This window comes from Vibrio sp. 947, assembly GCF_033339115.1.
GTDB lineage: Bacteria > Pseudomonadota > Gammaproteobacteria > Enterobacterales > Vibrionaceae > Vibrio > Vibrio alginolyticus.
Genome location: NZ_JAWOTX010000001.1, coordinates 530902 through 555240, shown reverse-complemented (window position 1 = coordinate 555240; position 24339 = coordinate 530902). Strand labels below are relative to the sequence as shown.

26 protein-coding genes are annotated in these 24339 nt (G+C 44.9%); 14 read left to right on the top strand and 12 right to left on the bottom strand.

The genetic code is table 11. The features are described from left to right. Positions 1–9 precede the first annotated feature (9 nt). Positions 10–1158: a GGDEF domain-containing protein gene (locus tag R7Q39_RS02425; RefSeq protein WP_025768745.1), complete on the top strand. Its 1149-nt coding sequence runs from the start codon at positions 10–12 to the stop codon at positions 1156–1158. Between the two features lie 3 nt (positions 1159–1161). Here R7Q39_RS02425 and R7Q39_RS02420 read toward each other — a convergent pair whose 3' ends face one another. Together R7Q39_RS02420 and R7Q39_RS02415 are read right to left on the bottom strand one after the other, a co-directional pair. After that, the gene (locus R7Q39_RS02420) at positions 1162–1443 is read right to left on the bottom strand and encodes a hypothetical protein (RefSeq protein ID WP_005374405.1); all 282 of its coding nucleotides are present in this window, start codon (positions 1441–1443) and stop codon (positions 1162–1164) included. 132 nt (positions 1444–1575) lie between these two features. Next, positions 1576–1860, bottom strand: a complete 285-nt coding sequence (locus R7Q39_RS02415) for a pyrimidine/purine nucleoside phosphorylase (RefSeq protein ID WP_005383244.1) — start codon at positions 1858–1860, stop codon at positions 1576–1578. A 328-nt stretch (positions 1861–2188) separates the two neighbouring features. Here R7Q39_RS02415 and R7Q39_RS02410 point away from each other — a divergent pair, with 328 nt between their 5' ends. Both R7Q39_RS02410 and R7Q39_RS02405 read left to right on the top strand, forming a co-directional pair. Then, a complete protein-coding gene (locus tag R7Q39_RS02410) occupies positions 2189–2692 on the top strand; it encodes a DUF2850 domain-containing protein (protein ID WP_213886365.1) in 504 nt (167 codons plus the stop codon). Between the two features lie 369 nt (positions 2693–3061). Beyond that, positions 3062–5608, top strand: coding sequence for a glycosyl hydrolase family 18 protein (locus tag R7Q39_RS02405; RefSeq protein ID WP_318075729.1), 2547 nt, complete (start codon positions 3062–3064; stop codon positions 5606–5608). 168 nt (positions 5609–5776) lie between these two features. Here R7Q39_RS02405 and R7Q39_RS02400 read toward each other — a convergent pair whose 3' ends face one another. Together R7Q39_RS02400 and R7Q39_RS02395 are read right to left on the bottom strand one after the other, a co-directional pair. Further along, positions 5777–6634, bottom strand: coding sequence for an alpha/beta hydrolase (locus R7Q39_RS02400; protein ID WP_017633823.1), 858 nt, complete (start codon positions 6632–6634; stop codon positions 5777–5779). A 128-nt stretch (positions 6635–6762) separates the two neighbouring features. Further along, complete coding sequence (locus tag R7Q39_RS02395) at positions 6763–7353, bottom strand: TetR/AcrR family transcriptional regulator (protein ID WP_047102492.1); 591 nt, start codon at positions 7351–7353, stop codon at positions 6763–6765. Positions 7354–7603: 250 nt separating this feature from the next. Between R7Q39_RS02395 and R7Q39_RS02390 the strand changes: the two genes are divergently transcribed. Both R7Q39_RS02390 and nhaD read left to right on the top strand, forming a co-directional pair. Further along, the gene (locus tag R7Q39_RS02390; protein WP_053303987.1) at positions 7604–8629 is read left to right on the top strand and encodes an acyltransferase; all 1026 of its coding nucleotides are present in this window, start codon (positions 7604–7606) and stop codon (positions 8627–8629) included. A 420-nt stretch (positions 8630–9049) separates the two neighbouring features. Further along, complete coding sequence (gene nhaD / locus R7Q39_RS02385) at positions 9050–10480, top strand: sodium:proton antiporter NhaD (protein ID WP_053303986.1); 1431 nt, start codon at positions 9050–9052, stop codon at positions 10478–10480. Positions 10481–10517: 37 nt separating this feature from the next. On the opposite strand, the gene R7Q39_RS02380 is transcribed toward nhaD, so the two are convergent. Then, positions 10518–10913 carry a GFA family protein gene (locus tag R7Q39_RS02380; protein WP_017821038.1) on the bottom strand — a complete coding sequence of 132 codons (396 nt, stop codon included), beginning with the start codon at positions 10911–10913 and terminating at the stop codon, positions 10518–10520. A 201-nt stretch (positions 10914–11114) separates the two neighbouring features. On the opposite strand from R7Q39_RS02380, the gene R7Q39_RS02375 reads away from it, so the two are divergent. Further along, positions 11115–11723: a YitT family protein gene (locus tag R7Q39_RS02375; protein ID WP_005374427.1), complete on the top strand. Its 609-nt coding sequence runs from the start codon at positions 11115–11117 to the stop codon at positions 11721–11723. A 72-nt stretch (positions 11724–11795) separates the two neighbouring features. Here R7Q39_RS02375 and R7Q39_RS02370 read toward each other — a convergent pair whose 3' ends face one another. The 3 genes from R7Q39_RS02370 to R7Q39_RS02360 all read right to left on the bottom strand — a co-directional run bounded on the left by R7Q39_RS02370 (position 11796) and on the right by R7Q39_RS02360 (position 14561). Beyond that, a complete protein-coding gene (locus tag R7Q39_RS02370; RefSeq protein ID WP_064369533.1) occupies positions 11796–12614 on the bottom strand; it encodes a hypothetical protein in 819 nt (272 codons plus the stop codon). A 100-nt stretch (positions 12615–12714) separates the two neighbouring features. Next, entirely contained in the window at positions 12715–13197 is a 483-nt protein-coding gene (locus R7Q39_RS02365; RefSeq protein ID WP_005374431.1) for a methylated-DNA--[protein]-cysteine S-methyltransferase, read from the bottom strand. Further along, on the bottom strand, positions 13194–14561 hold the full coding sequence (locus R7Q39_RS02360) for an AlkA N-terminal domain-containing protein (protein WP_318075728.1): 1368 nt from the start codon (positions 14559–14561) through the stop codon (positions 13194–13196). The genes R7Q39_RS02365 and R7Q39_RS02360 overlap by 4 nt, the downstream gene beginning before the upstream one ends. A gap of 194 nt (positions 14562–14755) precedes the next feature. Between R7Q39_RS02360 and R7Q39_RS02355 the strand changes: the two genes are divergently transcribed. From R7Q39_RS02355 to R7Q39_RS02345, 3 genes are all read left to right on the top strand, one after another. Then, the gene (locus R7Q39_RS02355) at positions 14756–14959 is read left to right on the top strand and encodes a hypothetical protein (protein ID WP_017633816.1); all 204 of its coding nucleotides are present in this window, start codon (positions 14756–14758) and stop codon (positions 14957–14959) included. 326 nt (positions 14960–15285) lie between these two features. Further along, complete coding sequence (locus tag R7Q39_RS02350; RefSeq protein ID WP_318075727.1) at positions 15286–15729, top strand: DoxX family protein; 444 nt, start codon at positions 15286–15288, stop codon at positions 15727–15729. Between the two features lie 9 nt (positions 15730–15738). After that, positions 15739–16434 carry a pirin family protein gene (locus R7Q39_RS02345; RefSeq protein WP_017821043.1) on the top strand — a complete coding sequence of 232 codons (696 nt, stop codon included), beginning with the start codon at positions 15739–15741 and terminating at the stop codon, positions 16432–16434. 81 nt (positions 16435–16515) lie between these two features. Here R7Q39_RS02345 and R7Q39_RS02340 read toward each other — a convergent pair whose 3' ends face one another. After that, positions 16516–17409, bottom strand: a complete 894-nt coding sequence (locus tag R7Q39_RS02340) for a LysR family transcriptional regulator (RefSeq protein ID WP_005374436.1) — start codon at positions 17407–17409, stop codon at positions 16516–16518. Between the two features lie 149 nt (positions 17410–17558). On the opposite strand from R7Q39_RS02340, the gene R7Q39_RS02335 reads away from it, so the two are divergent. Next, the gene (locus tag R7Q39_RS02335; RefSeq protein ID WP_005374439.1) at positions 17559–17912 is read left to right on the top strand and encodes a DUF413 domain-containing protein; all 354 of its coding nucleotides are present in this window, start codon (positions 17559–17561) and stop codon (positions 17910–17912) included. Positions 17913–18063: 151 nt separating this feature from the next. Here the strand turns inward: R7Q39_RS02335 and R7Q39_RS02330 are convergent, their stop codons facing one another. Further along, complete coding sequence (locus R7Q39_RS02330) at positions 18064–18315, bottom strand: DUF3081 domain-containing protein (RefSeq protein ID WP_005374440.1); 252 nt, start codon at positions 18313–18315, stop codon at positions 18064–18066. Positions 18316–18689: 374 nt separating this feature from the next. Here R7Q39_RS02330 and nagB point away from each other — a divergent pair, with 374 nt between their 5' ends. Then, complete coding sequence (gene nagB, locus R7Q39_RS02325; RefSeq protein ID WP_005374441.1) at positions 18690–19490, top strand: glucosamine-6-phosphate deaminase; 801 nt, start codon at positions 18690–18692, stop codon at positions 19488–19490. Between the two features lie 90 nt (positions 19491–19580). Here nagB and R7Q39_RS02320 read toward each other — a convergent pair whose 3' ends face one another. Both R7Q39_RS02320 and gltS read right to left on the bottom strand, forming a co-directional pair. Then, on the bottom strand, positions 19581–20447 hold the full coding sequence (locus R7Q39_RS02320; RefSeq protein WP_318075726.1) for a glycerol kinase: 867 nt from the start codon (positions 20445–20447) through the stop codon (positions 19581–19583). 154 nt (positions 20448–20601) lie between these two features. Then, a complete protein-coding gene (gltS, locus tag R7Q39_RS02315; protein WP_005374443.1) occupies positions 20602–21828 on the bottom strand; it encodes a sodium/glutamate symporter in 1227 nt (408 codons plus the stop codon). A 413-nt stretch (positions 21829–22241) separates the two neighbouring features. Here gltS and R7Q39_RS02310 point away from each other — a divergent pair, with 413 nt between their 5' ends. Genes R7Q39_RS02310 through R7Q39_RS02300 form a run of 3 tightly spaced genes read left to right on the top strand, consistent with a single transcriptional unit; the run spans position 22242 to position 24297 of the window. After that, entirely contained in the window at positions 22242–22613 is a 372-nt protein-coding gene (locus R7Q39_RS02310) for a GntR family transcriptional regulator (protein ID WP_005383223.1), read from the top strand. After that, the gene (locus R7Q39_RS02305) at positions 22610–23467 is read left to right on the top strand and encodes an ABC transporter ATP-binding protein (protein WP_318075725.1); all 858 of its coding nucleotides are present in this window, start codon (positions 22610–22612) and stop codon (positions 23465–23467) included. Before R7Q39_RS02310 ends, R7Q39_RS02305 begins: the two co-directional genes overlap by 4 nt. Continuing rightward, positions 23467–24297 carry a hypothetical protein gene (locus R7Q39_RS02300; RefSeq protein WP_318075724.1) on the top strand — a complete coding sequence of 277 codons (831 nt, stop codon included), beginning with the start codon at positions 23467–23469 and terminating at the stop codon, positions 24295–24297. The genes R7Q39_RS02305 and R7Q39_RS02300 overlap by 1 nt, the downstream gene beginning before the upstream one ends. Positions 24298–24339: the final 42 nt, after the last annotated feature.

The window sequence follows — 24339 nt, the reverse complement described above, 5'->3', positions numbered from 1 at the left end:
GGATACGTAATGTCGACATTGGCTGGGGCGCGCTTAGAAGAAATGGCGGACATCCGCTCAACAAGAAAAAAGAAGATTGTCTTTTTATGCTCCAGTATCGCCGCTGCCTGTTTAACTTATGGTTCCATTGCTCAATCACTTGAGAATAACTGGGGTTTAAGCTTTTTCCATGCTTTGTGTGCCTTGGCATGCTTAGCAATCAGTTATGTAATAAAAGTCCAGCGGCACCATCAATACGCCGACTTATGGCTAAGTGCTGTCTTAATGTTCGAAGGGTTATTGTTACTTCTGTATAACGACGCTCCGTCAGGCAAGATGCTATGGCTATATCCTATTGTCGCCACTCTGGTATTAATTAATGAGTTTAAGGTCGGTCTGCTGTTCAGTGGCACCTACATTTTACTGATCTTTTTTGGGGTCGCTTTTTTAGATCGACTGCCAACAGCCACAGAAATCATAGAGCGGAGATTGATGCTGACCCTGATAGCGACCGCGTTTGTGTGTCACACGTTCTCGTATTACTACACGAAAGTCCTCAATTACATTCAAACACTGTATCGTGAGGGGATTGAGGAGTTAGCATATTTTGACCAGCTCACTGGGCTTGCCAATCGCTGGAGCTTTGAAACTTGGGCGCGCGCAAAGCTCGATGAAATCAAGCACTCATCTGATGACAGCATCACCGCATTGGTTTTTCTCGATATCGATAACTTCAAGCACATCAACGACACCTACGGGCACGATATTGGTGACCAAGTACTTCAAGCCTTCGCAACTCGATTAAAAAATAACATTCGCAACAAAGACAGAAAAACAGATAAACACGACTACTCCATCGCTCGATTTGCGGGCGACGAGTTTGTAATCATGCTTTACGATGTAAAAAGTAAAGATGACCTAGACAGCATCCTAAAACGGATCGTAAATCTGTTTCCGACAGGTTACCGAAGCTACGATATGATTAACGAGTTAACGATGAGTGTAGGTGCTGCTATCTATAAGCAAGATGCAAAGGATTTGTCTGAATTGACTCGATGTGCAGATAAAGCAATGTACGCAGCTAAACATACTGGTAAAAACCAGTACGCCTTTTATGAGCACTGCAATACGGAAGAACAGTCAACATCTGATGCACCAGCTGTACCAGAAGCTTGCTAATGACTAAGCGAACACATGCATCACCCAAAGCCCCACAACGAGGAATACGATTAACCACACTACTTGCAACGTTCTGTTCGGCTTGTCTTGCTGACGAGTGGGGTGATCTTTAAACGCACGGCCCTTCATTTTGCCCATTAAGCTCTTTCCTAGAGCACGTCGATAAAATTCACGTCTCTTGTGAGCGGCATTGGCAACTTCGGTAAAGCGCTGTCTTTGCTCATTGGTGAGATCTTTGTCCTCGTAACGAGGAGGGAGATCAGAATGCTTGCGTTGTACTGCCATCACTTCCTCCCTGGTCGATGGGTACATTTTTATTAAGTATATACCCAAATAACCAAAAAGATGCGTTATAAGTGAAGCACATAGACGAAAAAACCACCCGAAGGTGGTTTTATGACGAGCAACAAATGAACGCTAGAAGTACTCACATAAATACGCAGTCGCTTCTTTCACTTGAAGCTCAAATGAAGAATTACCTTCCACTTCAAAAAACTCACCACTTTGATAAGTCGTCCAATCGCTCTCGCCAACACGCTTGACCACAAGCGCACCTTTTACAACCGTCATACGCTCTGGTGCTTGAGTACCAAACGTGTACTCACCAGGAAGCATCACACCAACGCTAACATCCTGATCTTTCTGGTTAAAGCCTAGTGATTTTACACTACCAGCAAAATAGCTATTTTCCTTAATATTCATTATTGGTTTCCTTATCAAAAGTCCGCTCTTTTTTACCTTGTTTCTTTCCGTTACTCAAGCTTTGAAAGCCATTAAACTCAACGTAATAACGCACATCCTTTGCTACTGAGCGAGAACCTCTTTTCGCGAGGATTAATCAGGCGACCTAAACCGAGCAAGAAAAACTGCAAAGTAATGAATGTGAGCAAACAACAAAACCATCAATAAGATGTGTATCTGAATGTAAAAGTGGACATTAGATCATAGTTTCGTCGTCTCAATGGCGGGATTGTTTGTTTTTAAAAAGGAAGGTTTCCACCATGTTAAAAAAGTGGAGAAAATTAGATCTATGACGGACTCGACTCGCCGAAGGCGAAAAGCACGACAAGAACCAAAACTTTCATTTTTGGCTCGCCACCAATCCAAAATCCTCAAGAGTACATTTGTCTGCTTCGGGATGGGTCTGTTGACGTTTTTTGGCTATCAAATCCACCTCTCCTATCAAGAGCACATTGATCCGGAAAAGGTGTACGGCGAATGGATTGAGATTGGCGCGCCACCCTACCAAACAGAACGTCTCGTTTTCACTGAAGATGGGGTATACCGAAACCATCGACTTATTACGACGGAATTTGAATTCGATGGCAAGGTCATCACGTTGAATACCGGATTAGGAAAGACCGCGTATCAGATCTCGGGCTCTCATCTTTCACCTCAAATACGCCGTATTGAGCCTCTTATTCCAGATCAGCGATTCATTCGTAAAGGATTTGAGCATACCGTTCAGGGCTCAGAAACCGGCGCAGCCTCTAAACGTCGCGCCGCGTTGAGTGAGCACTTCAGCCGTGACTAATACGTCTTCACGGCTATTTTTCCTTTCAATTCTCTTTCTATATCAATGAAACAAAACCTTAATAAACAACAAAATAAGGCCTTCATCGCATTTAACTAACTCGTTACTGAGTAAACAATAATTTTAGTTTCTGCTGAGATTTTATAAATTATTGACTCAGTCTGACACTTTCTGTGTAACAGAGTGCGAGTTTTAGTTAAGTTCTCTCAAGTGCCTCGAAAACCGTCTTAATTTTTTTTGACGAAAAAAAACTCTCTGAAATGCTGAGTGTGATGCTTTTGCACGTGGAGTAAATCCAATCATCTTATCTGGTGCAAGAGCAGCCTATGTTCTAGGTAGAACATGAATCCAAGGATTGAGAGAGAAGTTATGATTCGATTTAACCTATGTGCAGCTGGAGTTGCTTTAGCGCTATCAGGCGCTGCAGTTGCGGCTCCAACCGCACCAAGTATCGATATGTACGGTTCCAACAACCTTCAGTTTTCTAAAATTGAACTCGCGATGGAAACCACGTCAGGCTACTACGACATGGTGAAATACCATGAGCAAGCGAAGATTACTGTTAAATTTAACCAGTGGAGTGGCACACCTGGTGACACTTACAACGTCTATTTTGATGGTGTAAAAGTAGCAAGCGGCCCTATCACTGGTAGCCAAACGACAGCTTCGTTTGAATACGGCCAAGGTGGCTTATACCAAATGGAAATCGAAGCATGTGATGCGACAGGTTGTGCGAAAAGCGCACCAGCTGAAATCACAATTGCAGATACCGATGGTTCTCACCTGAAGCCACTAACGATGAATGTTGATCCAAACAACAAAACCTACAATACCGATCCAAGCGTCGTGATGGGTACGTATTTTGTTGAATGGGGCATCTATGGCCGTGACTACACAGTCGATAATATGCCGGTCGACAACTTGACTCACATCCTTTACGGTTTTATCCCAATTTGTGGCCCAAATGAGTCTGTGAAGTCTGTTGGCGGCAACAGTTTCAACGCGCTACAAACTGCTTGTACAGGTGTGCCTGATTATGAAGTCGTTATCCATGACCCTTGGGCTGCTTATCAGAAGAGCTTCCCACAAGCTGGTCATGAATATAGCACGCCTATCAAGGGTAACTACGCAATGCTAATGGCATTGAAACAACGTAACCCTGATCTAAAAATCATCCCATCGATCGGTGGTTGGACACTGTCTGACCCATTCTTCGATTTCGTGGACAAGAAAAACCGTGACACATTCGTCGCATCAGTTAAGAAGTTCCTGAAAACTTGGAAATTCTACGACGGTGTTGATATCGACTGGGAATTCCCTGGCGGCGGCGGTGCAGCAGCCGATAAGGGCGACCCTGTAAACGATGGCCCAGCATACATCGCACTGATGCGTGAACTACGCGTAATGCTTGATGAATTAGAAGCTGAGACAGGCCGTACTTACGAGCTAACGTCCGCTATCGGTGTCGGTTACGACAAGATTGAAGACGTAGACTACGCAGATGCAGTTCAGTACATGGATTACATCTTCGCAATGACTTACGACTTCTACGGCGGTTGGAATAACGTTCCTGGTCACCAGACTGCGCTTTACTGTGGTTCATTCATGCGTCCTGGTCAGTGTGACGGTAGTGGCGTTGATGAGAACGGCGAACCGTACAAAGGTCCTGCTTACACAGCAGATAACGGCATTCAACTTCTTCTTGCTCAAGGCGTTCCTGCGAACAAGCTAGTACTTGGTACAGCAATGTACGGTCGTGGCTGGGAAGGCGTAACTCCAGATACGCTAACCGATCCAAACGACCCAATGACAGGTACTGCTACAGGTAAACTGAAGGGCAGCACAGCGCAAGGTGTTTGGGAAGATGGCGTAATTGACTACAAAGGCATTAAGTCATTCATGCTAGGTGCAAACAACACTGGTATTAACGGCTTCGAGTACGGCTACGATGCACAAGCAGAAGCACCATGGGTATGGAACCGTACTACGGGCGAGTTGATCACATTTGATGACCACCGTTCAGTGCTAGCAAAAGGTAGCTACGCGAAGTCTCTTGGTCTTGCTGGTCTATTCTCTTGGGAAATTGACGCGGATAACGGTGACATTCTAAACGCGATGCACGAAGGTATGGCTGGTGGTGTGGTTCCTCAACCAAACCGTAAGCCAACCGCAGCCGCTGGCGCAGATCAATCGGTAACAGGTCCTGCAAATGTGGTTCTAGATGGCAGCCTGTCAAACGACTCTGACGGCACCATCGCAAGCTACGCTTGGGAACAAGTATCTGGCACAGCAGTGGTACTAACAGGTGCAAACTCAGCGAAAGCAAGCTTTGATGCAGCAGAAGTTACTGTTGAAGAGCAATTAACTTTCAAGCTGACGGTGTCTGATAACGAAGGTGCAACGGCATCTGACCTCGTTGTAGTAACAGTGAAACCAGCAGGTGTTGTTGACCCAGTGAACAACGCACCAGTAGCGCAAGTTGTTGCTCCAGCAACAGCAAACGCTGGTGACGTTGTGGTTGTAGATGCATCTGCGTCTAGCGATGCAGACAACGATACCCTGACATTCAACTGGACTCTACCTCAAGGTCTGAATGCAACGGTTGAAGGCTCTAAAGTCACGTTCACTGCTGCGGAATACCCGCAAGACACAAGCTTAAGCTTCACTGTAAGTGTGAGCGACGGTAAAGCGTCTTCATCGGCAAGCGCGACAGTGGTTGTTGCACAGCACACAACCGATCCGAACCCTGGTAATTGTGACAACGCATGGGATGCGAGCGCAGTGTACACAGGTGGTAACCAAGTGACTCACGCAGGTAAAACGTGGGAAGCGAAATGGTGGACTCAGGGTGACGATCCTAGCCAATCTGGCGAATGGGGCGTTTGGAAAGAAGTTGGCGTAGCTAACTGTAACTAATTTCAGCCTTGCAGACGTTCTGCTAAATAAACAAAGGACAGCTTCGGCTGTCCTTTTTGGATTTAACCTCTTAACGAGGAGAGCAACACCAGAGACGAAAAAATCTGAGGTGTTACTTTCAAATCGAATTAGCGCAAAACGGAGCGAGTCAATCAGTAAAAGTAAGGGTTACCAAGCACTATCGAGCAAACGGTCAAAACTACTGAAGACTTGCTCACACTTCATCACTCGACCATGCCCCTGACCTTGTGTTGTCACTAACTCAACGTTTTTAATCTCTTCAGCCGCTTTTGCCGAGACACTGTATTTGGTGAACTTGTCTTGCTCATCATGAATAATAATGGTGTGAGACGGACGCTCAGACAAACGCTTCATCGGATCAATGGACTGTAACGGATAACCAAATTGGTCTTCAACTTCTGAAACCACAGCATTAAAAAGCTTCATCGAGTAACCGGAACGTGCAATGCTACCGAATAAGTTCTCTACGTAATTTAATACCGGAGCAATAAGCAGCAAAGGCTTGTTTTCTAACTTACTGTGCCTACACTCAAGAGCAGAAGCGGTGCCCATGCTGTGCCCAACTAGACCAACAATATCCTCGACCGTATCCAACACATCTTCTAATCCTCTGACAAACCCCGGAATGTGCCCATACTGCCCCTCACTCTCACCATGTGCCGGATGATCGTACGCCAAAGCAGTAAACCCTTTCGACGCAATATGTTCCATCAGTGGATAAAACTGACTTGCCGTTCCAGACCAACCATGAGTTAGCACCCAAATAGGTCCAGAGCCCAAAGTATAGGTTTTGATGATGCCTGCATGCCCTTTAATTTCACCTTTGATAAGCCCTTGAGGTTCAATATTTTTAGGTTGCGTACGAGCAGGTGTCAGAAGAAGCTTACGTGCGGTCTTCTTTGCATGCGACGGGGCCAGTGTATGGTGTAACCGAGTACTAATGTTCACCAAACTGCGCTTAATACTGAAACGTTGCGATGTATTAAAGTAAATTTTTTCACTCATAATCATGTCCTTAACTATCAGCTTTGCACAAAATCGAACGGTCGTGCTTTTTATACTGATAAGAAAGAGCGAACTCAGCCGCTCTTTGTGATTTTATGTCTACGAATCTGGGAAGCGAATAACCGATATTAGCCTTTCCAGCGAGAAAATAAGTTGTCGATCCCTTGCCAAAACAGACGCAAGCTTTCTTGCTCACCTTTAATTGAGTAAAAAACATGCGCACTCAAATAGAGACCGTACAAATCAAACGTTGCTTGGCGTGTATCTAAGTCTGCTGCAAATTCTTGCTTCTCTTTGCCTTTCGTTATTTGGATTTCCAAATAGCTCAGCCAAGTGTCTATGGATTTACGCAGTCCGGCCTGAAGCGGGCAATCTTTATCTGCCGTATCATTCCAAGCGTCAAGAAACATACAACTTCCTTGGAATGCGTGATTCCAAGTCATCCAAGAGTCGAGCAACCCTCGAATTTTACGCTCGATATTGCCATCCCCGAGTTCTCGAGCAGGCTCAATAACCCGATCAGCGAACACTTTATTGGCGTGATCAAGCACCGATAGCTGTAAATTCAACTTCGAATTAAAGTGGGCAAACAGACCACTTTTCGACATACCGCATTGCTTGGCTAACTCTCCAATCGTAAGACTTTCTAATCCGTCTTCGCTGGCGATCTCAAAAGCCCGCTGCAGAATAAACTCTTTTGTCACTTTTCCTTTTTGCATAGTCTTATTTTTAGCACGATCGTTCTTTTTTGCAATCTCGAGTTAACTGGTCTAACCATTATTCAGTGCTATTTTCGACTCACGAATCAGGTATTGATTGCGTTAATAGGTTAATAATTAAGAAGTTTGAAGTAAGTCTTAATTTTCAAAACAGCTTCAATGTAAGCGCAAGTCTGTTGACTTTTTCACGTATTACTTCAGTAACAACCTGCTATTTTCACCTAAGTTTTTTATTTAGGTAAACAATGTAATGGCAAAGAAACAAAAAATAGCCAGCTTAGAGTTTGCACGTATCATTGCGATGCTTGCGATTGTGGGTTTGCATTGCCAGATGGCACTGACGTACTGGCAGTGGGATGGGATACCATGGGTTGGCTATATGCTCAACCAACTGGCTCGTTTTGCTGTTCCGTTGTTCTTTCTCATCTCGGGTTATCTAATCCAGCCGAAGTTGAGTCACTCACCTATTGATACTCTTAAGAACTACGCCAAACCGTTAATGAAGGTTTGGCTCATTTGGAGCATGATCAGTTTACTGATGCCATTCCAATGGCAGACGGTCGCTGAGGCTGGGTATCTCGCCGAAAGGCAAGGTTATTGGGGGTACTTAATGTCAACCCCGATCAATTCACTCATCGAAGGCGGACTCGTTCATCTGTGGTTTATTCCGGCTCTGGTCATTGCCGTAGCGTTAATTGCCTTTCTCGTGCATATCAATATGGCGCAACTGATACTGCCAACCGCAGTATTGCTATACATATACGGGGTCTTTGCTGGCAGTTACGCGACCATTACCGACCTGCCAGCGCCTTTCTTTACTCGTAACGGGCCTTTTTTCAGCACGTTGCTAGTTGCTCTAGGTTATTTCGCACGAGAAGCGCAGTGGCGGTGGTCGAGAAACAATACGGTTCGATGCATTATTCTTGGCATGGCACTGCATTTTGGTGAAGCTTACTGGCTGATGCAACATGACATTGCTTTCAACTCGCACGACTTCCTATTCGGTACCGTTATCTGGACTGTAGGTGTCTTTATGTGGCTTTTGGCTCACCCTCATTTTGGCGACATGCCTTGGGTCTTCAAACTATCTCCTAGCGTGTTAGGAATATATGTTAGCCATCTGCTTATCATAATTGTCATGATGAATGTCGCTGGATTTATCGGGCTGCAACACCTCGCGAAAGATGTGTTTATTTATCCTGCAACGATTGTTGCAACCATACTGCTTGTGAAAGCAATTGACACTTCACCGTTGAAAAAATGGCTCCTACGCTAAATGCATTCAGCTCTAGATATAGCTAGCTTTAACTCAAAAGGGTTAGAGCTAGCCAGTTTAAAATGAGATTTCTCTCTCACTGACCAATTTTTGACTTTCTAATCCTTCAGAATTTGCTTTCACTCACAAAAAACATTGTTCATTTCCTTTAAATTGGCTCGACTATTACAACATTGCTCATTAAACGGAGGCTGTATGTGGGCAGGTCAAGGACTCGTTCCTTTTTTAGAGATTAGTCACTGGTTAACTTACGGTTTATATGCCGCTGCGGTTTTATTCGGCGCAGCAAGCATTGCGTCACTCAGAAAATAGTGGCGCACACTATCATTTCCTAACTCCTACTGTTAATTCGAGCTCTCTCACAACTAACTCATTCATTTGTGGCTAATATTTCTCCAACCAGACAAAGGAGAAATGTCTATGCCAATCTATCCAATTGTGGCTTTCTGCTGTTTGTTGTTCTCTAGCGCCACCTTTGCTGCATCAACCAATGAACTGAACCTCGTTAATTCTGGTGTCGGTTACGCGGCTCTGATTATCTTTTCGATCGCTTACATACTGGTTATGTTGGAAGAGTATCTGAAAATGAGAAAATCCAAGCCAGTGCTGCTCGCTGCAGGGTTAATTTGGATTCTGATTGGCTACACCTTTGCTCAGCACAACCAGCCTGAAATCGCCAAATCCGCACTAGAACATAACTTGTTGGAATATGCCGAGTTGCTGCTGTTTTTGCTCGTGGCGATGACCTACATCAACGCAATGGAAGAACGCAAACTCTTCGATGCCTTACAGGCGTGGATGGTTGGTAAAGGTTTTGGATTCAAAAAGTTGTTCTGGCTGACGGGGTTTCTCGCTTTTGTCATTTCACCGATTGCCGATAACTTAACTACGGCCCTTTTGATGTGCGCTGTAGTGATGAAAGTCTCTGGTGATAATCCTAAGTTCGTCAATCTTGCTTGTATCAACATTGTTATCGCAGCCAATGCTGGCGGTGCATTCAGCCCATTTGGTGATATTACAACCCTGATGGTGTGGCAGGCCGGTCATGTCAGCTTTGCTGAGTTCACTCCGTTGTTTGTACCGTCATTGGTGAACTACTTGGTTCCCGCATTTTTGATGTCACTGTTTGTTCCAAACACAAAACCGAATACGATTCACCAACACGTTGAGCTAAAACGCGGGGCAAGGCGTATTGTCGCGTTGTTCATTTTGACGATTGCCACCGCAGTCTCTTTCCATGCTGTGCTGCACTTCCCACCCGTTATGGGCATGATGATGGGCTTGGCGTACTTACAGTTTTTCGGATATTTTTTGCGCCAAACTCTCAAACACTCACTCGCAAAAAAAGCAGCTATGGCAATTGCCAATGGCGATGATCAGGCATTGAAGCGCTTAGGCTCAGTGGTTCCGTTTGATGTGTTTCATCGTGTGTCTCGAGCTGAATGGGACACCTTGTTGTTCTTCTACGGTGTTGTAATGTGTGTTGGCGGTTTAAGTTTACTTGGCTACCTCGAACTGGTTTCAAACGTCATGTACACGCAATGGAACCCAGTCTGGGCAAACGTAATGGTTGGTGTCCTATCTGCAATCGTCGATAACATTCCGGTTATGTTTGCTGTACTGACCATGGAACCAAGCATGTCAATGGGCAACTGGCTACTGGTCACATTAACCGCAGGTGTCGGTGGCAGTTTGCTTTCCATTGGCTCCGCGGCAGGCGTCGCTTTAATGGGAGCCGCGCGTGGACAATACACCTTCTTTGGCCACCTAAAGTGGGCTCCCGTCATCGCCTTGGGTTATGCCGCCAGTATTGCGGTACACTTGTGGATGAATAGCGGTTTATTTACTTAAAAGCACCGACAATCAGGTGCTTAACTTGCAATACAACCTAGCGGTCGGATGGATGGTTAACGCCATCCATCACCTCAATCGCTCCCAACTCATATGGGTTGACACCCTCTAAGCAGCCGACATTATAGCCATACTCACTCGGGTCAGAACGACGCTGATGGTGCGTATAAATACCGCACTCGCCACAGAAAAAGTGCTTCGCAGTGTGTGTATTAAATTGATACTGCTTCAAGACGTCTTCGCCTTGCACAATACGAATACCGTTCAAAGGTACAGATGCGACAATCGCGCCACGACGTCGACACATAGAACAGTCACACCGTCTCGGTTTCTCAATACCATTGGGTAACGCCAGTTCCAACTCAACTTTTCCACAGTGACAACTCAGTCGATGTAATGTGTTGATTTGGGTGTTGCCAACTTTCTTAATCATAACTTTTCCTTGTTGTTTTTCTATCTGTGTACATTATGTTAAACAGGTTAATATCATCATAATCTCGTCCAAAAACTCGACATCCATCACTTTTCGCGACATTTTATTGGCCGATTTGTTAGTTGCTATTTTGGCGACTGTCTATCGCGTCCGTGAGACGTGTTGTCTCCGGCGCGGTCTTTAAACCAAGGAAATTAATTTATGGACAAAGATCATAGCCTAAGAGAGAACCTCTTGGCTCTGACGCTCGGCAGTGCGTTAGTGTCACTTGGGGTGATATTTTTTAGCAAAGTAGGATTGCTCACTGGCGGTACGGCTGGCTTGGCGATCTTCCTAACCAAAGTGAGTGACTTCAGTTTTGGTCAGATATTTTTCGCTCTTAACCTCCCTTTTTATATTTTATCTGTGATGCGCATGGGTTGGCGCTTCACTATCAATACCTTTATTGCGGTTTCGATTGTCTCTTTTGCGGTCGATCATCTGCATCATGTGATTGAGATTTCACGAATCGAACCTTTCTATGCGGCACTTTTGGGTGGTGGGCTGATTGGAATCGGTATGTTGGTAATTTTCCGTCACAAAATGAGTTTGGGTGGCTTTAACATTCTAGCGTTGTACCTTCAGGAACGTTTTGGAGTTCGAGCGGGTAAAGTTCAAATGGCGTTAGATTGTGCCATCGTGGTGATGTCACTGTTCATTGTAGATGTGCACCTTATCGCTCTATCTGTTCTAGGTGCCATCGCAACGAACTTGATTTTGGCGATGAACCATAAACCAGGACGATACCAAGCAAAAGCGCAAGCAGCATAATCATCGCTGCATAGTCAACAACCCTAAAGCCCCCAGCCAGTCGCTCGGGGCTTTTTTCATTCAACGCTAAGATCACGTCAACGAGCTCGTTTTGCAGTGCTGCTGCATCTCTTCATCCAATTTAGCTTTATATTTCTGGCTAAGATGGAAGTGTACTTGCATCAACAAGTCATGTGCGTGGAACAGCTCAAACGCGTCGCTACCATTTTGCTGACAAATAGCCTCACAGCGCTCAGCATGCACTTTGGCTTCTTGCGGTTTATCCGCTTTAAGCAAGCTCATCGCTAAGCGATACTCTGCGCGCTCTTCTTGCATCCACCCCCCTGCCACTTTCCAATAGTCTAGCGCGAGTGTCGCTGCTTCTAACATCTTCGATTTTTCCATGCACGTGCGCTCAGCCAGCGCTTCGTACTGACATGCTAAGTTGTTCGCAGTGATCGCGATAGCGCGCGCTAATGGCCCTTCTGCATCGTTCGGCGTCATTCCTAACGCTGCCTTCACCAACCATTGACTCGCCAGTTCAAGCTGAACAAGTGCAGAAAGTTCATTCGAAATCAAAGCGTAAACTCGGCGTTGTTCTTGCTCTTCCAATAATTCCATATTGTCAGTGCCATCTACGAAATAGCGCGCAACGGCAATACTGCGTTGAAATGCCAAACTCTCGGCAACCTTGCGTTCATCAAAGTGCTCTAAACAAGTAAGAAACTGTTCTGGGCACTGGAGATGCCCAATAGCGGTATGCAGCATCAATGCGAATATTCGCTCGATTTGGGTAACGTCTTCCACCTCGCTCAGAGCCGTTTCTAGCTTAGCATAAACTTGTTCGGGATTTTCCTCGTGATGCTGCCAACACTCACTCATGAAGGCATCAAAATCCGTTTTGAAAGGCATGTCCTTATTGTCCTTCTTCTATTCGTATAACGATTATGAAACTCTACACTATCGTTACCCCTGTGTAGCACGCTTAATCCCAATACGAGAATCGCCTCACTTAAAGCGGTGTACCTTGCTCCAGCGCGAGCAAACGTTGCTTGCGCTCCACTCCACCTGCATACCCAGTCAGTTTTCCGCTTTTGCCAATAACGCGATGACAAGGTACCACGATAGAAATCGGATTCTTCCCGTTTGCTAACCCAACAGCACGCACAGCTTTAGGGTTACCTATCGCATTCGCGAGATCTTGATAGCTCCACGTTTCCCCATATGGAATGGTCGTTAGTGCCTGCCAAACTTGATTTTGAAAATCAGTGCCTGTCGCTGCAAGGGGCAAGTCGAATTCGTTGCGCAGACCAGCAAAGTATTCATCCAGTTGGGTGACAGCTTGGCGCAAGACCGGATGCTGCTCGTCTCGCACCCCCAGCTCACTCGGCTTAGTGGTGCATGTTTCAAACCAAATGCCAAGTAAGCCCTCAGCGTTCGATTGGATAGTCACCGTTCCCAGTGGACTCGGCATTTCGGTATAAAATGTTTTCATGATTGATTCCATAAGTGAAACGTCGCGTAGCTTCCCCAAGGGGCCGCAGTGTGCGTATTCAGTGATGGGTAACGCTGCATCGCCTTTTTCACCACTAAGTCTTTATCTAGAAAGCAATCGGGTTGAGATTGCCCTCGCAGTTGAGCATAACTGACGGTCCAAGGTCCAATGCCTTTCAAAGCTAGCCACTGCTGGGGGGCAGCTTCTGAGTTGTCCTGCATAAACTGGGCGAAGCGCACTAGCGTCTCTATACGGCTTTGCGGCATGCGCAAAAAGCTCACGTCGGCGTTCGCAATATCACTGGGAGTCGGGAAAAAACGTTTTTCTGACTCTCCACTAAGTGTGGCCACCAATAAGTTAAGTTGACCAATCGCAGCTTTAACCGACACCTGCTGGCCTAAAATCGCTCTAACCCCTGCTTCCCATGCATTCCATACACCAGGAATACGAATACCTTTACTCGACACGAGCCCAGGCGCGACATACTCCAAATGCTGCTCAACAGTACAAATATCAGCGTCAAGATCGAACATACGACGAATGTCAGACACCAAGTTTTGCAGCTTCGTTACGTCTTCAATTTCAAACGCCAGTTCTAAGTATCCTTCACCTTTTGTCGCTTTAAACCAGGCTTTGCTGTTATCCAAAAAAACGTTGCGCTGATAACTCTCATCACTCACTAGCTCAACCCCCTCAACCGCTCGCAAACGATAGAAGTCCAACATGTGCGACCAATTCAACTCACCTCGATAAGGTAAGGCAATTCGATTGCAACCCGCACCATCAAACTCTTTACGGCGTACTTGAGAAGGCGTTAGTTTGAGAAACTTTTGAAAAGCATCGTTAAAGCGGCGCGTACTGTTAAAACCTGATGCAAACCCCACGTCGGTGACCGACATAGAGCTGGAGTGAAGCAACTGTTTGGCGAACATTAGTTGCTGATATTGCGCATACTGCTTGGGTGACATACCTAGATACTGCTCAAACAACATACGTAAGTAACGGTCAGAAATCCCAACACGCTCAGCCAACTCAGACACCGAATGGTGATGCAACTCCCCTCTATCAATTAACGAAATCGCTCGTTGAAAGGTCGTCTCGACACCTTTCCATGCCCAAGATCCAGGCGCGCTGTCAGGTCGACAGCGTAAACACGGACGGTACCCTGCTTGAAGGGCTTGCGTCTTATCAGCGAAATACTCAACATTTTCTTCTTTAGGCAAATTTGCCGGGCAAATCGGACGACAAAAGATTCCCGTTGTTTTTACCGCCACATAAAATCGCCCATCAAAACGACTGTCTCGCGCGACTCGCGCCTTGTGACACTGCTCGAAGGTCAGTGAGGTATAGGGGTGAATAAACATAGTGCTTTCCTTGCTCATGCCTTTTGTCATTTATTGTTCATAGGCATCGTTCAATATAGTGTTATTGTAGCTTGCTTAAGCGCCCACAATTAGCCACTTTCGGAACTCAATATTGAGATTTATTGGCATTAGCGCTTTTGTACACTAAAGTTAGATCCAGAACATCACAACAACGTCGGCTAAAGGGAATTGGCATGGACTTACATACTTGCGTAATTGTATTAAGAAACCAAAAGGTTATTACCAGTAAATCCGTAGATCATTCTATTGGAATTATCGAAAGAGACTCAGATAACGAGATCTCAGAAATTCAGATTAATGCGACGGATGGACGTAATATTCGAACTTATCACTACAACAATGTAGAGGAGTCATTAGAGAGCTTAATGAACCTCTGACGGTTTTCTTTAACACACCTTTCTCCCTTGTTAAAAGCGAAAGCAATAGAGCACAGTACATGTGCTCTTTTTTTTGTTTAACAGCAAAAATGTTTATCGAAAATAATGACAGACCTTGATTTAAAACAGACAATAATCGGCAAATAAACACCCGAATATAAAAATCAAGACATTGATTTAAATAAATAAAAACCAATCATTCAATTTTTTAGAACGAGTTTATCAAAATCCTCCCGTTATTTTTATGCTCGCCTCTACCTAAACTGTTCTCAACAGCACGGGAGCACACGCTTCCCACTCATTGAAAAGAGTCAGAGGACAGAATCATGAAAGCACTATTACAGAAAATTACCACATCAAACGCAGGTTACAGCGCACAATCACTTCGCGTTCCAATCGGCATTATCTTTATGGCGCACGGCGCACAAAAACTATTTGGCTGGTTTGGTGGCTACGGCCTAGAAGGCACAGGTCAGTGGATGGCATCTATCGGTTTAGGTCCTGGCGTACTCATGGCGTTACTTGCGGGCAGCGCAGAGTTCTTTGGCGGCTTGTTCATTTTACTTGGTCTGCTAACTCGACCAGCAGCGGTTGCTTTGGCGTTCACGATGGTGGTAGCGATATTCTCTGTCCACTTTGAGAATGGCCTGTTCATGGCAAACAACGGTTACGAGTTTGGCTTGGCATTACTGGCAGCGAGCGTTTCTCTGGCGTTCTCTGGCGCAGGTAAAGCAGCGTTAGATAACTTTTTAAACAAAAAGCTCTCTTAAGGAGGCCTTATGATTACGGTAAGACATGCAGCAGACCGAGGTCGAGCAAACTTTGGCTGGCTTGATAGCAAACATACGTTTTCTTTTGGTAGCTACTACGATCCTCAACATATGGGCTTTTCTGAGCTGAGAGTCATTAATGACGATGTAGTCAAGCCTGGCGCGGGTTTTGATACACATGGCCACCGTGATATGGAGATCATCAGCTATGTGTTGGAAGGTGTTATCGCACACAAAGACAGTGAAGGTAACGTCAAAACACTACCTGCAGGTGAATTCCAACTCATGTCGGCAGGGAAAGGGATTTACCACAGTGAGTACAATGCATCGAACCAAGATACGCTGCGGTTTCTACAGATTTGGATTCAACCGAACACATTTGGAACCAAACCAGGTTATCAGCAAAAAGATTTTGGTCGCAATCCTGGGTTAACGACTATCGCAACTCCAACTGGAGAAAACGGCACGCTACTTATTAAGCAAGATGCGACTTTGCATCAGTTAATTCTTGAACCAAGTAGCGAACTAAACTTTGAGATTGAGTCGGGCCGAAATCTATTCATCCATCAAGTGACTGGGAGCCTTAGTGTCGACAATACCACTTTGACGGCTGGCGACGGCGCGAAGGTTGAACACCAGAGTAAGGTTGTTTTGCGCAATACATCAAACGAAAGCACAACAGCCCTGTTGTTTGACTTACCATAACTATCGATTCATCGAGATAAAAACAAAGCCGCCTTGATTTCTCAAGGCGGCTTTTTCGTTTTTCTGACTTTTCATTCAACGCTATTCGTCGGAAGTGCCAGAACCAATTTGCTGAAAACTGTAAGCGGTCAGTGGATCGATCTCTTTGACAATTTCTTCCACTTGCTTAATCGCGTCTACAGACGAGCTAGCTTTACGATAGCTCAAATAGATAGGGCGACACCAATCTTCTACTCCAGACACCTTGTGAAGCTGCCCATTAGCGATAAATGGCTCCACGAGAGAGATTGGTAAGTACGCGGCTCCACCCTTCTCTAAAATAAAGTCCAATGCGATACGCGCTGTTGAAGTGCGTAAATATGGAGCCGGAATCTTAGGGTGACGCTCAGAATGCTCTGAGGAGAAACGCGTCCCCCAGTCAACGTACACATATTTGTTTTCGAAAACGGTGTCTAAAGAATCTTTCTCAGTTGATACCAGAACGAGAACAACATCTGCCACTTTTTTACAGTTAAGCTCATCAGCTTTGATCTGATCGAACGCAAATGCCATATCTAACGTGCGCTCTAGCAAGCTACGACTGAGCATCTCACGTCCCATCACTTCTGCCATGAAGCCATAACCACCAAACGAATCTGTGACGACACTTAAACAATTCTGTAAATAAGCGTCCCAAATGTTTGGCGTGCCACCTAACGTTAGTTGCAGCGCTTTGCCATCTTCAAGCGATAATTCTAGCTTCGCTTGTTGCAATGTAGTGACCATTACCTCGGCATAGCTGATTAAGCGCTCACCTGCAGAGGTCAACTTTATGTTATTTCGATCACGAATAAACAATTGCGTATCGAAGTAACTTTCCAATTGTTTGATACGTGCGCTCACAGCGGCTTGGGTAATATAAAGGTTCTCAGCAGCACGTCCGAAGTGACGAACTCTTGCCAGCTCTAAAAATGTTCGAAAGACTTTTACATCCATAAACCATCTCCTGGTTAATATAAAACCAGATTAACAACTAATTAAAATCATGACGACAAAAAAGTTTTGTTTTTCTTTTGTTAGATTTAAGCCTAATTTTCGCCGTAAGTTCACTACATTCATCAATAACGGTTACAGAGGCTGTTGACATGTCTGACACTGAATTCCGTCATGGCAAAAAACGTTTTTACGATAACGTAAAATTCCCACGCGGCTTTGCAAAGTCTGGCGATTTTACTCTTTCAGAAGAAGAAATCCTAACAATTTATGGGGATACAATGCTTGGCTTAGAGTCAGGCGAATTAACACCTGAAAACAGCGAAGAGAAACACTTCATCAAGGTGTTAGAAAACCCGGGCAAAGCAAAAACAAAACTTGAGCGTACATGGCTAAAGTACACCCAACTTGCTCGTGGTCGCAAGCGCTTCCATACGCTAAATGGTCGTAACAAGCCTGACGCCACAGAAGAATACATTGAAGAGAGTTTGGTTGAAGACGATTAATAACCAATAACCTACCTAGTTCTCGCCTTTTTCTAGCAGTAGGCGAAAGCTCGTTTGACTTTACTGAGCGAGCAAGACAAGCTCATTTCTTCTCCTAAAGCCCAAGGGGGCATTCTCCCAAGGGCTTTTTTAATATTTGGGTGATGACCGTTTACTTGGCGAGCGTCGCAATCTTTTTCAGAAAGCTCTCTTTCAAATGCTCTTGGTCATATTCCAAGTGATAGGTGTTGTGGAAGCCAATTTTTAGCTCAACACCATTTCCTCTCAAGAAAACGTTGTACCCATCGTAGTCAGAAAACGCTTCTACACCTTCATACATTTTACCAAATTCGGTTGGTGTACCGTTGTTCATCACACATTCGTAAGCCTGTAGTACTTTGCTCGGATCTAACTCATTTTTCATACCGAATTCCTCACTGGTTTACACATTTCAATTATGGTTAAAGAATGAGCGCCATGCCATATCTAACCCATAATATTTGAAGTTCGTGTGCGATTTCGCACTCTGTAGGTTGTTAAAAAACAAGGTTAAGTGCGAAGGCAGAACTTAATTTAGATCATAAATTTTATCTATTGATTCGTCAGTTTCATAATGCAATTTCTTTGTAAAAAATCGTCTTATAAAAGCATTTAGATATAAAAATCGTCGACAAAACCAACATTGGTTAAAGAAAAAGCAAAATTTTGACCTAAAACAATAGCAGTTCGCCACCACTTATTTTATAATGCGAATTAATATTTCAGTACATCGTCAATTCCAATAACTAGGGGCACAAAATGAGACTTATCCCGTTAACTCGAGCAGCACAAGTAGGTAAGTGGGCAGCTGCGCATATCGCTAAGCGTATCAACGACTTTAAACCTACCGCTGAGCGTCCATTCGTTCTGGGTCTACCAACTGGTGGCACTCCTCTAGCAACCTACAAAGCCCTAATCGAGCTTTACCAAGCCGGCGAAGTCAGCTTCAAAAACGTCGTGACTTTTAACATGGATGAGTACATTGGCATCCCTGCGGATCACCCAGAATCTTACCGCTCGTTCATGTACAACAACTTCTTTAATCACATTGATATTCAAGAAGAAAATATCAACCTACTGAACGGTAACACAGACGATCACGACGCAGAATGTAAGCGTTACGAAGACAAAATTAAGTCTTACGGCAAGATCAACCTGTTCATGGGCGGCGTGGGTAACGACGGTCACATCGCGTTCAACGAGCCAGCGTCATCTCTTTCTTCTCGTACTCGCATCAAGACCCTCACTGAAGACACTCGCATTGCGAACTCTCGCTTCTTTGACGGCGATATCAACCAAGTGCCTAAATACGCGCTGACTATCGGTGTTGGTACGCTTCTAGACTCAGAAGAAGTGATGATCTTGGTCACTGGCCATAACAAAGCTCAGGCACTTGAAGCAGCCGTGGAAGGTTGTGTAAACCACCTATGGACAGTTTCTGCTCTTCAACTTCACCCTAAAGCGGTGATCGTATGCGACGAACCAGCTCAACAAGAACTGAAAGTGAAGACAGTGAAGTACTTCTCTGAGCTAGAAGCAGAAAACATCAAAGGCTTTTAACCCATAGGATGGCAGCCTAGAAACACACTAAAAATACAAAACCCGTGTTGAACACGGGTTTTTTCTTATCTGAACAGCGGGCTTAAGTCGTCAATAAGCTTTAATACCAAACTGACGAAGACGCTTAGGAAGCACTTCATCCAACTTGTCTAGTTCACTCGGTTCGACTTCGATAAGATTGAAATGATGCTGCTCATAAACAGTACGAATGGTCTCACGGTCGGCCTGAGCCATCTCCCCATCGTCACTTCCCCAAAATTGCAAATAGACTTTGCCACCTGGCAAGTAAAAATCGCTAGTGACATCTTGGTCAATCGGCAACTGACGCTCATAAGCGTGCACAACACCAGCCAAGTACAGCCAGTTGTCGATGAGCAACTCCCCCTTAGAGCGCACGTAATGCCCATCTAATGTTCGGTGCTTGGCTTCAAATTTTTGGCGAAAGCTTGAGTACGATTTATCCGTAGAATGTGACTCCGCGTCTTGCCCTAAAAACTCAATGACAGACTGCTTAAGACGCTTGTTACGCAGCACCACATCGTGCCATACGACAAAGGTATTTTGTGTTTCTTTATCGGTTCTTTGCTGCCCACCAGCGCGCACACCAGCTTCTGTGACACTCCATCCCTCTTCGGATTTGGTCAACCAACCCAGTTCACTCAAAAGCTGGTTCATGCGCTTCGCATTCAATTTCAGCTTTTCACCCAGTTGTGTCGCGCTCAATGTTTTCCCTGAGCTGGGAGTCATCTCAATATGTAAGTTGGTCGGCCAGACGATGAACTGGCCAAATTTAGGGTGATCCACATACTCACCGCCAAACTTTGCCCCTTCTTCGGTCAAAATCCACTTTTCATCTTGGCGAACGATGTAGCCTGCACGTTTGAGATCGGCAAACAGCAGCTTAGCTTCTACCTTGCGCATTTTCGCTAATGCCGACGTCGATATTTTTTCAGACATGTGGGTACCTCATGCTGCTGCAAAATTGAACACTATGTCGTCATAGTAACGCATTGATTTCACGGCTTGAAGTCAGGCAAACAAGATTTCGTGTTACAAATAGCAAAGCCAGCGTATAGGTGCTGGCTTTGTTATTTCGGTAAAAAAGCGAATGTTATCGAATAAAAGCGATGCATCCTTGCAAAATCACTAAATTCACAATGTCGATGAAGAATGCACCGACAATTGGAACCACCATAAATGCTTGTGGTGATGGACCATATCGACTCACGATGGAGCCCATATTCATGACCGCAGTCGGTGTAGCACCTAACCCAAAACCGCAGTGTCCGCTAGCGATCACCGCCGCATCGTAGTTGCCTCCCATCATGCGGAATGTTACGTAGTAAGTGAACATCGCCAACACTGCCGACTGAATAGCAAGAATAATAAGGAATGGGATCGCAAGATCGAAAATATTCCACAATTTCAAACTCATCAAGGCCATGGCAAGAAATAGAGATAGTGCAACCGTGCCAAGAATATCAACGGTTTCTAAATCAACCTTGCGCGCCTTCGTCACTTCCATGATATTAGTGATAACAACACCAATAAACAGCGCATACACAAAATCGGGAATCATTAACCACTTGATGTCAAAACTGCTTACCCAACTCTCCAGATACTTCGCGCCTGTCACGCAAAGTAGAATGATGGATAAGCTTTCAACGACTCTTTTCGCTGTGACGCGATCTTCCTCATGTTCGTTGTACGTCACCAGTTCAGGGAAACTCTGATGACTTTGATTGGTGCGTCCGTATTCCGATTCCAAGTTGTGTTTGTTTAGTAGCTTTTGTGCAACAGGGCTGCCAATAATCCCGCCCATCACCAAGCCAAATGTAGCAGAAGCCATTGCCACCTCTAGAACATTATGCAAACCATACATTTCTTGAAAAGTTTGCGACCACGCAGCTCCAGTTCCATGTCCGCCAGAAAGCGTAATGGATCCGGCGATCAACCCCATGAGTGGATCTAACCCCAACGCTGTTGCTAAGGACACGCCGACCGCATTTTGGATAAGAATGTAGACCGATGCCACAACTAGGAAGATGAAAACCTTCGCACCGCCTTTAATCAGTTGGGTGTAATTTGCCGCTAAGCCAACGGTTGCAAAAAACATCAGCATAAAGACGTTTTGCAGTGGTAAATCAAAGGAGACATCCACACCATTTAAGTGCATCGTCGTGATTACGCAAGCGACCACTAGACCACCAACAATTGGCTCTGGAATATTAAATTTTTTTAAGGTTGGTAACTTGGTATTGATGAACTGCCCTAAAAACAACACGCAAATTGCGACGAGGAACGACTCCTGTGGGCCGATAGATATTACCTGATTCATGAGACCTCTTTACTCTACTCTTTCTCATTCATTGAGCACGAGCTCAACGTGAGATAGGTGCCTAAGCCAGTCAGATTGCCTCTCGAAACTTTTGTTTTCTAGGCCTCTTTGACCATCAATTCTCATCAAGTAAGAAATAGGCAGACCTAAAATTATGCTAATTATCATTCAGTGAGAATATTCATTTAGAACAGGCGATAAGTGTATTGATGGGACGAGAAAAACAACACTTCTCAACTTATGAGAAGCAATTAATTTCCATATAAAACAAAACCTCAAAACAACGACCACATAGGTGGATATTTAGAGCGAATGAGACAGGCGGATACACTAGGTTTTAAATTATTACTTTCTCTCTAATGCACTAGGTGTTATACATATATATAACACCATCTCAACCAAGAGATTCACTCATGACTAATTGGCATGATCGCCAACCGATATTTCGACAGTTGGCAGACCAGATCACGCAGCAAATACTGCAAGGTGTCTGGCAAGAAGGCGATGCTCTGCCCTCCGTCCGTAGCATCTCTGCAGATATGAAAATTAACCACCTCACCGTTATGAAAGGCTATCAATTGCTTGTTGATGACGGGCTAGTGGAGAAAAAACGCGGTCAAGGTATGTTTGTCGCTTCAGGAGCAAAGCTCAAATTACTCGCAGACGAGAAGGCACGTTTTCTTCAGCAACAAATTCCGCAGATAGCCGACACAATACAGCGTCTGGATATGTCACTCGACGAATTCATTCTACAACTAAAACCACACTTGAAAGGTGACCAATGAGCGCATTAGTCAGTGTAAACAACGTCTCCAAGCAATATCAGCAACAAGGAGAAGCACTGCATGAAGTGAGTTTCGACCTACATGCAGGACAAGTACTTGGCTTACTCGGCCATAATGGCGCAGGTAAATCAACGCTTATTAATGCCCTACTCGGTGCACATGAATATCAGGGCACTATTCGTATCAACGGATTTGAACCCATTATGCAACGCGACAAGATAATGCAGAGCTTATCCTACATCTCGGATGTCAACGTTCTGCCAGATTGGATGACCGTTGCTCAACTGCTTAACTATACCGAGGGCGTGCACCCAGGGTTCAATCGCGCCCAAGCAGATACGCTACTTCGTCAAACGGACATAAAACCTCGTGCGCGCATCAAATCTTTATCCAAAGGGATGAAGGTGCAATTGCACCTCGCGATTGTAATCGCGACTAACACCCAAATCCTCATATTGGATGAACCGACACTCGGGTTAGATCTCGTTTATCGTGATACGTTTTATCGTCACTTGTTGGAATGGTTTCACGACGGCGAACGCGTGTTGATCATCGCCAGTCATGAAGTATCAGAGATTGAGCACTTGCTGACAGATGTTCTGATTCTCAAGCATGGTCGCCCCGTTCTACAAACCTCGATGGACAGTATTAGTGAAGACTACTTCATCCTTGAGGCCAGCGACGAATACCGCACACAAATTGAAGCGATGAACCCACTCTCGTCACAAAAAGGCCTCGGTTCAACGAAATGGTTACTCAAAGCCCAGTATGCCCAACAAGCAGAAACAATGGGCTCCATCCATGGGGTGAAGTTAGCGGATCTATTTTTAGCATTGCAGAAGGAGGCAGCGTAATGCGTTCAGTTGTCGCGATGTTGCAAAAAGAGTGGTTAGAAAACCCTCTTGTTTTACGTATTCCACTGTTTGTGTTGGCGTGTGGAGTTATTCTCTTTGTGAGTTTAATGAGTAACGACACTCTACAACACAATATGTTTTTCCAAATGAGCTTTGGTGGCGATGTCAGTGACATTCACAAAGAGCTTGGTGATGACGTCAATATGTTGATTTCCGGAGGAGCAGGGCTGCTGTCTATCTTGTTAGCCGTTCAGTACTTCCCAAAAACGCTACGCAAAGAACGGGCGGAAGGCAGCATTATGTTTTGGCGCAGTATGCCTGTCAGTGACATAAAAACCCATTTAGTGAAGCTAGGATTTGGCTTATTGGTGATTCCGCTCGTCTGCTCGGTGCTCGTACTCGCTGCAAATTTAATGTTGTGGTTGCTGAACATCTCTACTGATCACCAATTGGCTTTATTGTACCGCCAAGCCTCGTTAGGTTACGTGCTGCTGCATTGGGGAGAGTTTTTAATCAGAATGTTGTTCTCCGGTATTCTGCTGTTACCGCTGGCATTAACTGCGATGGCTATTTCACAAAAAGTGAACTCACCACTGGTCATTTTGTTTATCGCCATTTATGCGCTGCGTTGGATGCCTATCGCACTTTTTGGTTTCTACGGGCTAGATCAGTTTTTCTCCGAAGTGCTTTACCTTCCGCTGCACGCCATTATTACACCAAACCCATTCAATGCCATTCCTCAAGCGGGTTGGTTAAACGTTGGCATTTACGCCTTCATTGGTATTCTTGGTTGGACAGCTAGCCTCAAGTTCAGCCGAACTATCCAATAATGCTTCGTTCAATAAACGACCAAACCAAGTCATAAAAAAAAC

Bases quoted from the DNA above. Each gene is read 5' to 3' on its own strand.
- R7Q39_RS02425 (WP_025768745.1), top strand. From the start codon at position 10: ATGTCGACATTGGCTGGGGCGCGCTTAGAAGAAATGGCGGACATCCGC.
- R7Q39_RS02420 (WP_005374405.1), bottom strand. From the start codon at position 1,443: ATGGCAGTACAACGCAAGCATTCTGATCTCCCTCCTCGTTACGAGGAC.
- R7Q39_RS02415 (WP_005383244.1), bottom strand. From the start codon at position 1,860: ATGAATATTAAGGAAAATAGCTATTTTGCTGGTAGTGTAAAATCACTA.
- R7Q39_RS02410 (WP_213886365.1), top strand. From the start codon at position 2,189: ATGACGGACTCGACTCGCCGAAGGCGAAAAGCACGACAAGAACCAAAA.
- R7Q39_RS02405 (WP_318075729.1), top strand. From the start codon at position 3,062: ATGATTCGATTTAACCTATGTGCAGCTGGAGTTGCTTTAGCGCTATCA.
- R7Q39_RS02400 (WP_017633823.1), bottom strand. From the start codon at position 6,634: ATGAGTGAAAAAATTTACTTTAATACATCGCAACGTTTCAGTATTAAG.
- R7Q39_RS02395 (WP_047102492.1), bottom strand. From the start codon at position 7,353: ATGCAAAAAGGAAAAGTGACAAAAGAGTTTATTCTGCAGCGGGCTTTT.
- R7Q39_RS02390 (WP_053303987.1), top strand. From the start codon at position 7,604: ATGGCAAAGAAACAAAAAATAGCCAGCTTAGAGTTTGCACGTATCATT.
- nhaD (WP_053303986.1), top strand. From the start codon at position 9,050: ATGCCAATCTATCCAATTGTGGCTTTCTGCTGTTTGTTGTTCTCTAGC.
- R7Q39_RS02380 (WP_017821038.1), bottom strand. From the start codon at position 10,913: ATGATTAAGAAAGTTGGCAACACCCAAATCAACACATTACATCGACTG.
- R7Q39_RS02375 (WP_005374427.1), top strand. From the start codon at position 11,115: ATGGACAAAGATCATAGCCTAAGAGAGAACCTCTTGGCTCTGACGCTC.
- R7Q39_RS02370 (WP_064369533.1), bottom strand. From the start codon at position 12,614: ATGCCTTTCAAAACGGATTTTGATGCCTTCATGAGTGAGTGTTGGCAG.
- R7Q39_RS02365 (WP_005374431.1), bottom strand. From the start codon at position 13,197: ATGAAAACATTTTATACCGAAATGCCGAGTCCACTGGGAACGGTGACT.
- R7Q39_RS02360 (WP_318075728.1), bottom strand. From the start codon at position 14,561: ATGTTTATTCACCCCTATACCTCACTGACCTTCGAGCAGTGTCACAAG.
- R7Q39_RS02355 (WP_017633816.1), top strand. From the start codon at position 14,756: ATGGACTTACATACTTGCGTAATTGTATTAAGAAACCAAAAGGTTATT.
- R7Q39_RS02350 (WP_318075727.1), top strand. From the start codon at position 15,286: ATGAAAGCACTATTACAGAAAATTACCACATCAAACGCAGGTTACAGC.
- R7Q39_RS02345 (WP_017821043.1), top strand. From the start codon at position 15,739: ATGATTACGGTAAGACATGCAGCAGACCGAGGTCGAGCAAACTTTGGC.
- R7Q39_RS02340 (WP_005374436.1), bottom strand. From the start codon at position 17,409: ATGGATGTAAAAGTCTTTCGAACATTTTTAGAGCTGGCAAGAGTTCGT.
- R7Q39_RS02335 (WP_005374439.1), top strand. From the start codon at position 17,559: ATGTCTGACACTGAATTCCGTCATGGCAAAAAACGTTTTTACGATAAC.
- R7Q39_RS02330 (WP_005374440.1), bottom strand. From the start codon at position 18,315: ATGAAAAATGAGTTAGATCCGAGCAAAGTACTACAGGCTTACGAATGT.
- nagB (WP_005374441.1), top strand. From the start codon at position 18,690: ATGAGACTTATCCCGTTAACTCGAGCAGCACAAGTAGGTAAGTGGGCA.
- R7Q39_RS02320 (WP_318075726.1), bottom strand. From the start codon at position 20,447: ATGTCTGAAAAAATATCGACGTCGGCATTAGCGAAAATGCGCAAGGTA.
- gltS (WP_005374443.1), bottom strand. From the start codon at position 21,828: ATGAATCAGGTAATATCTATCGGCCCACAGGAGTCGTTCCTCGTCGCA.
- R7Q39_RS02310 (WP_005383223.1), top strand. From the start codon at position 22,242: ATGACTAATTGGCATGATCGCCAACCGATATTTCGACAGTTGGCAGAC.
- R7Q39_RS02305 (WP_318075725.1), top strand. From the start codon at position 22,610: ATGAGCGCATTAGTCAGTGTAAACAACGTCTCCAAGCAATATCAGCAA.
- R7Q39_RS02300 (WP_318075724.1), top strand. From the start codon at position 23,467: ATGCGTTCAGTTGTCGCGATGTTGCAAAAAGAGTGGTTAGAAAACCCT.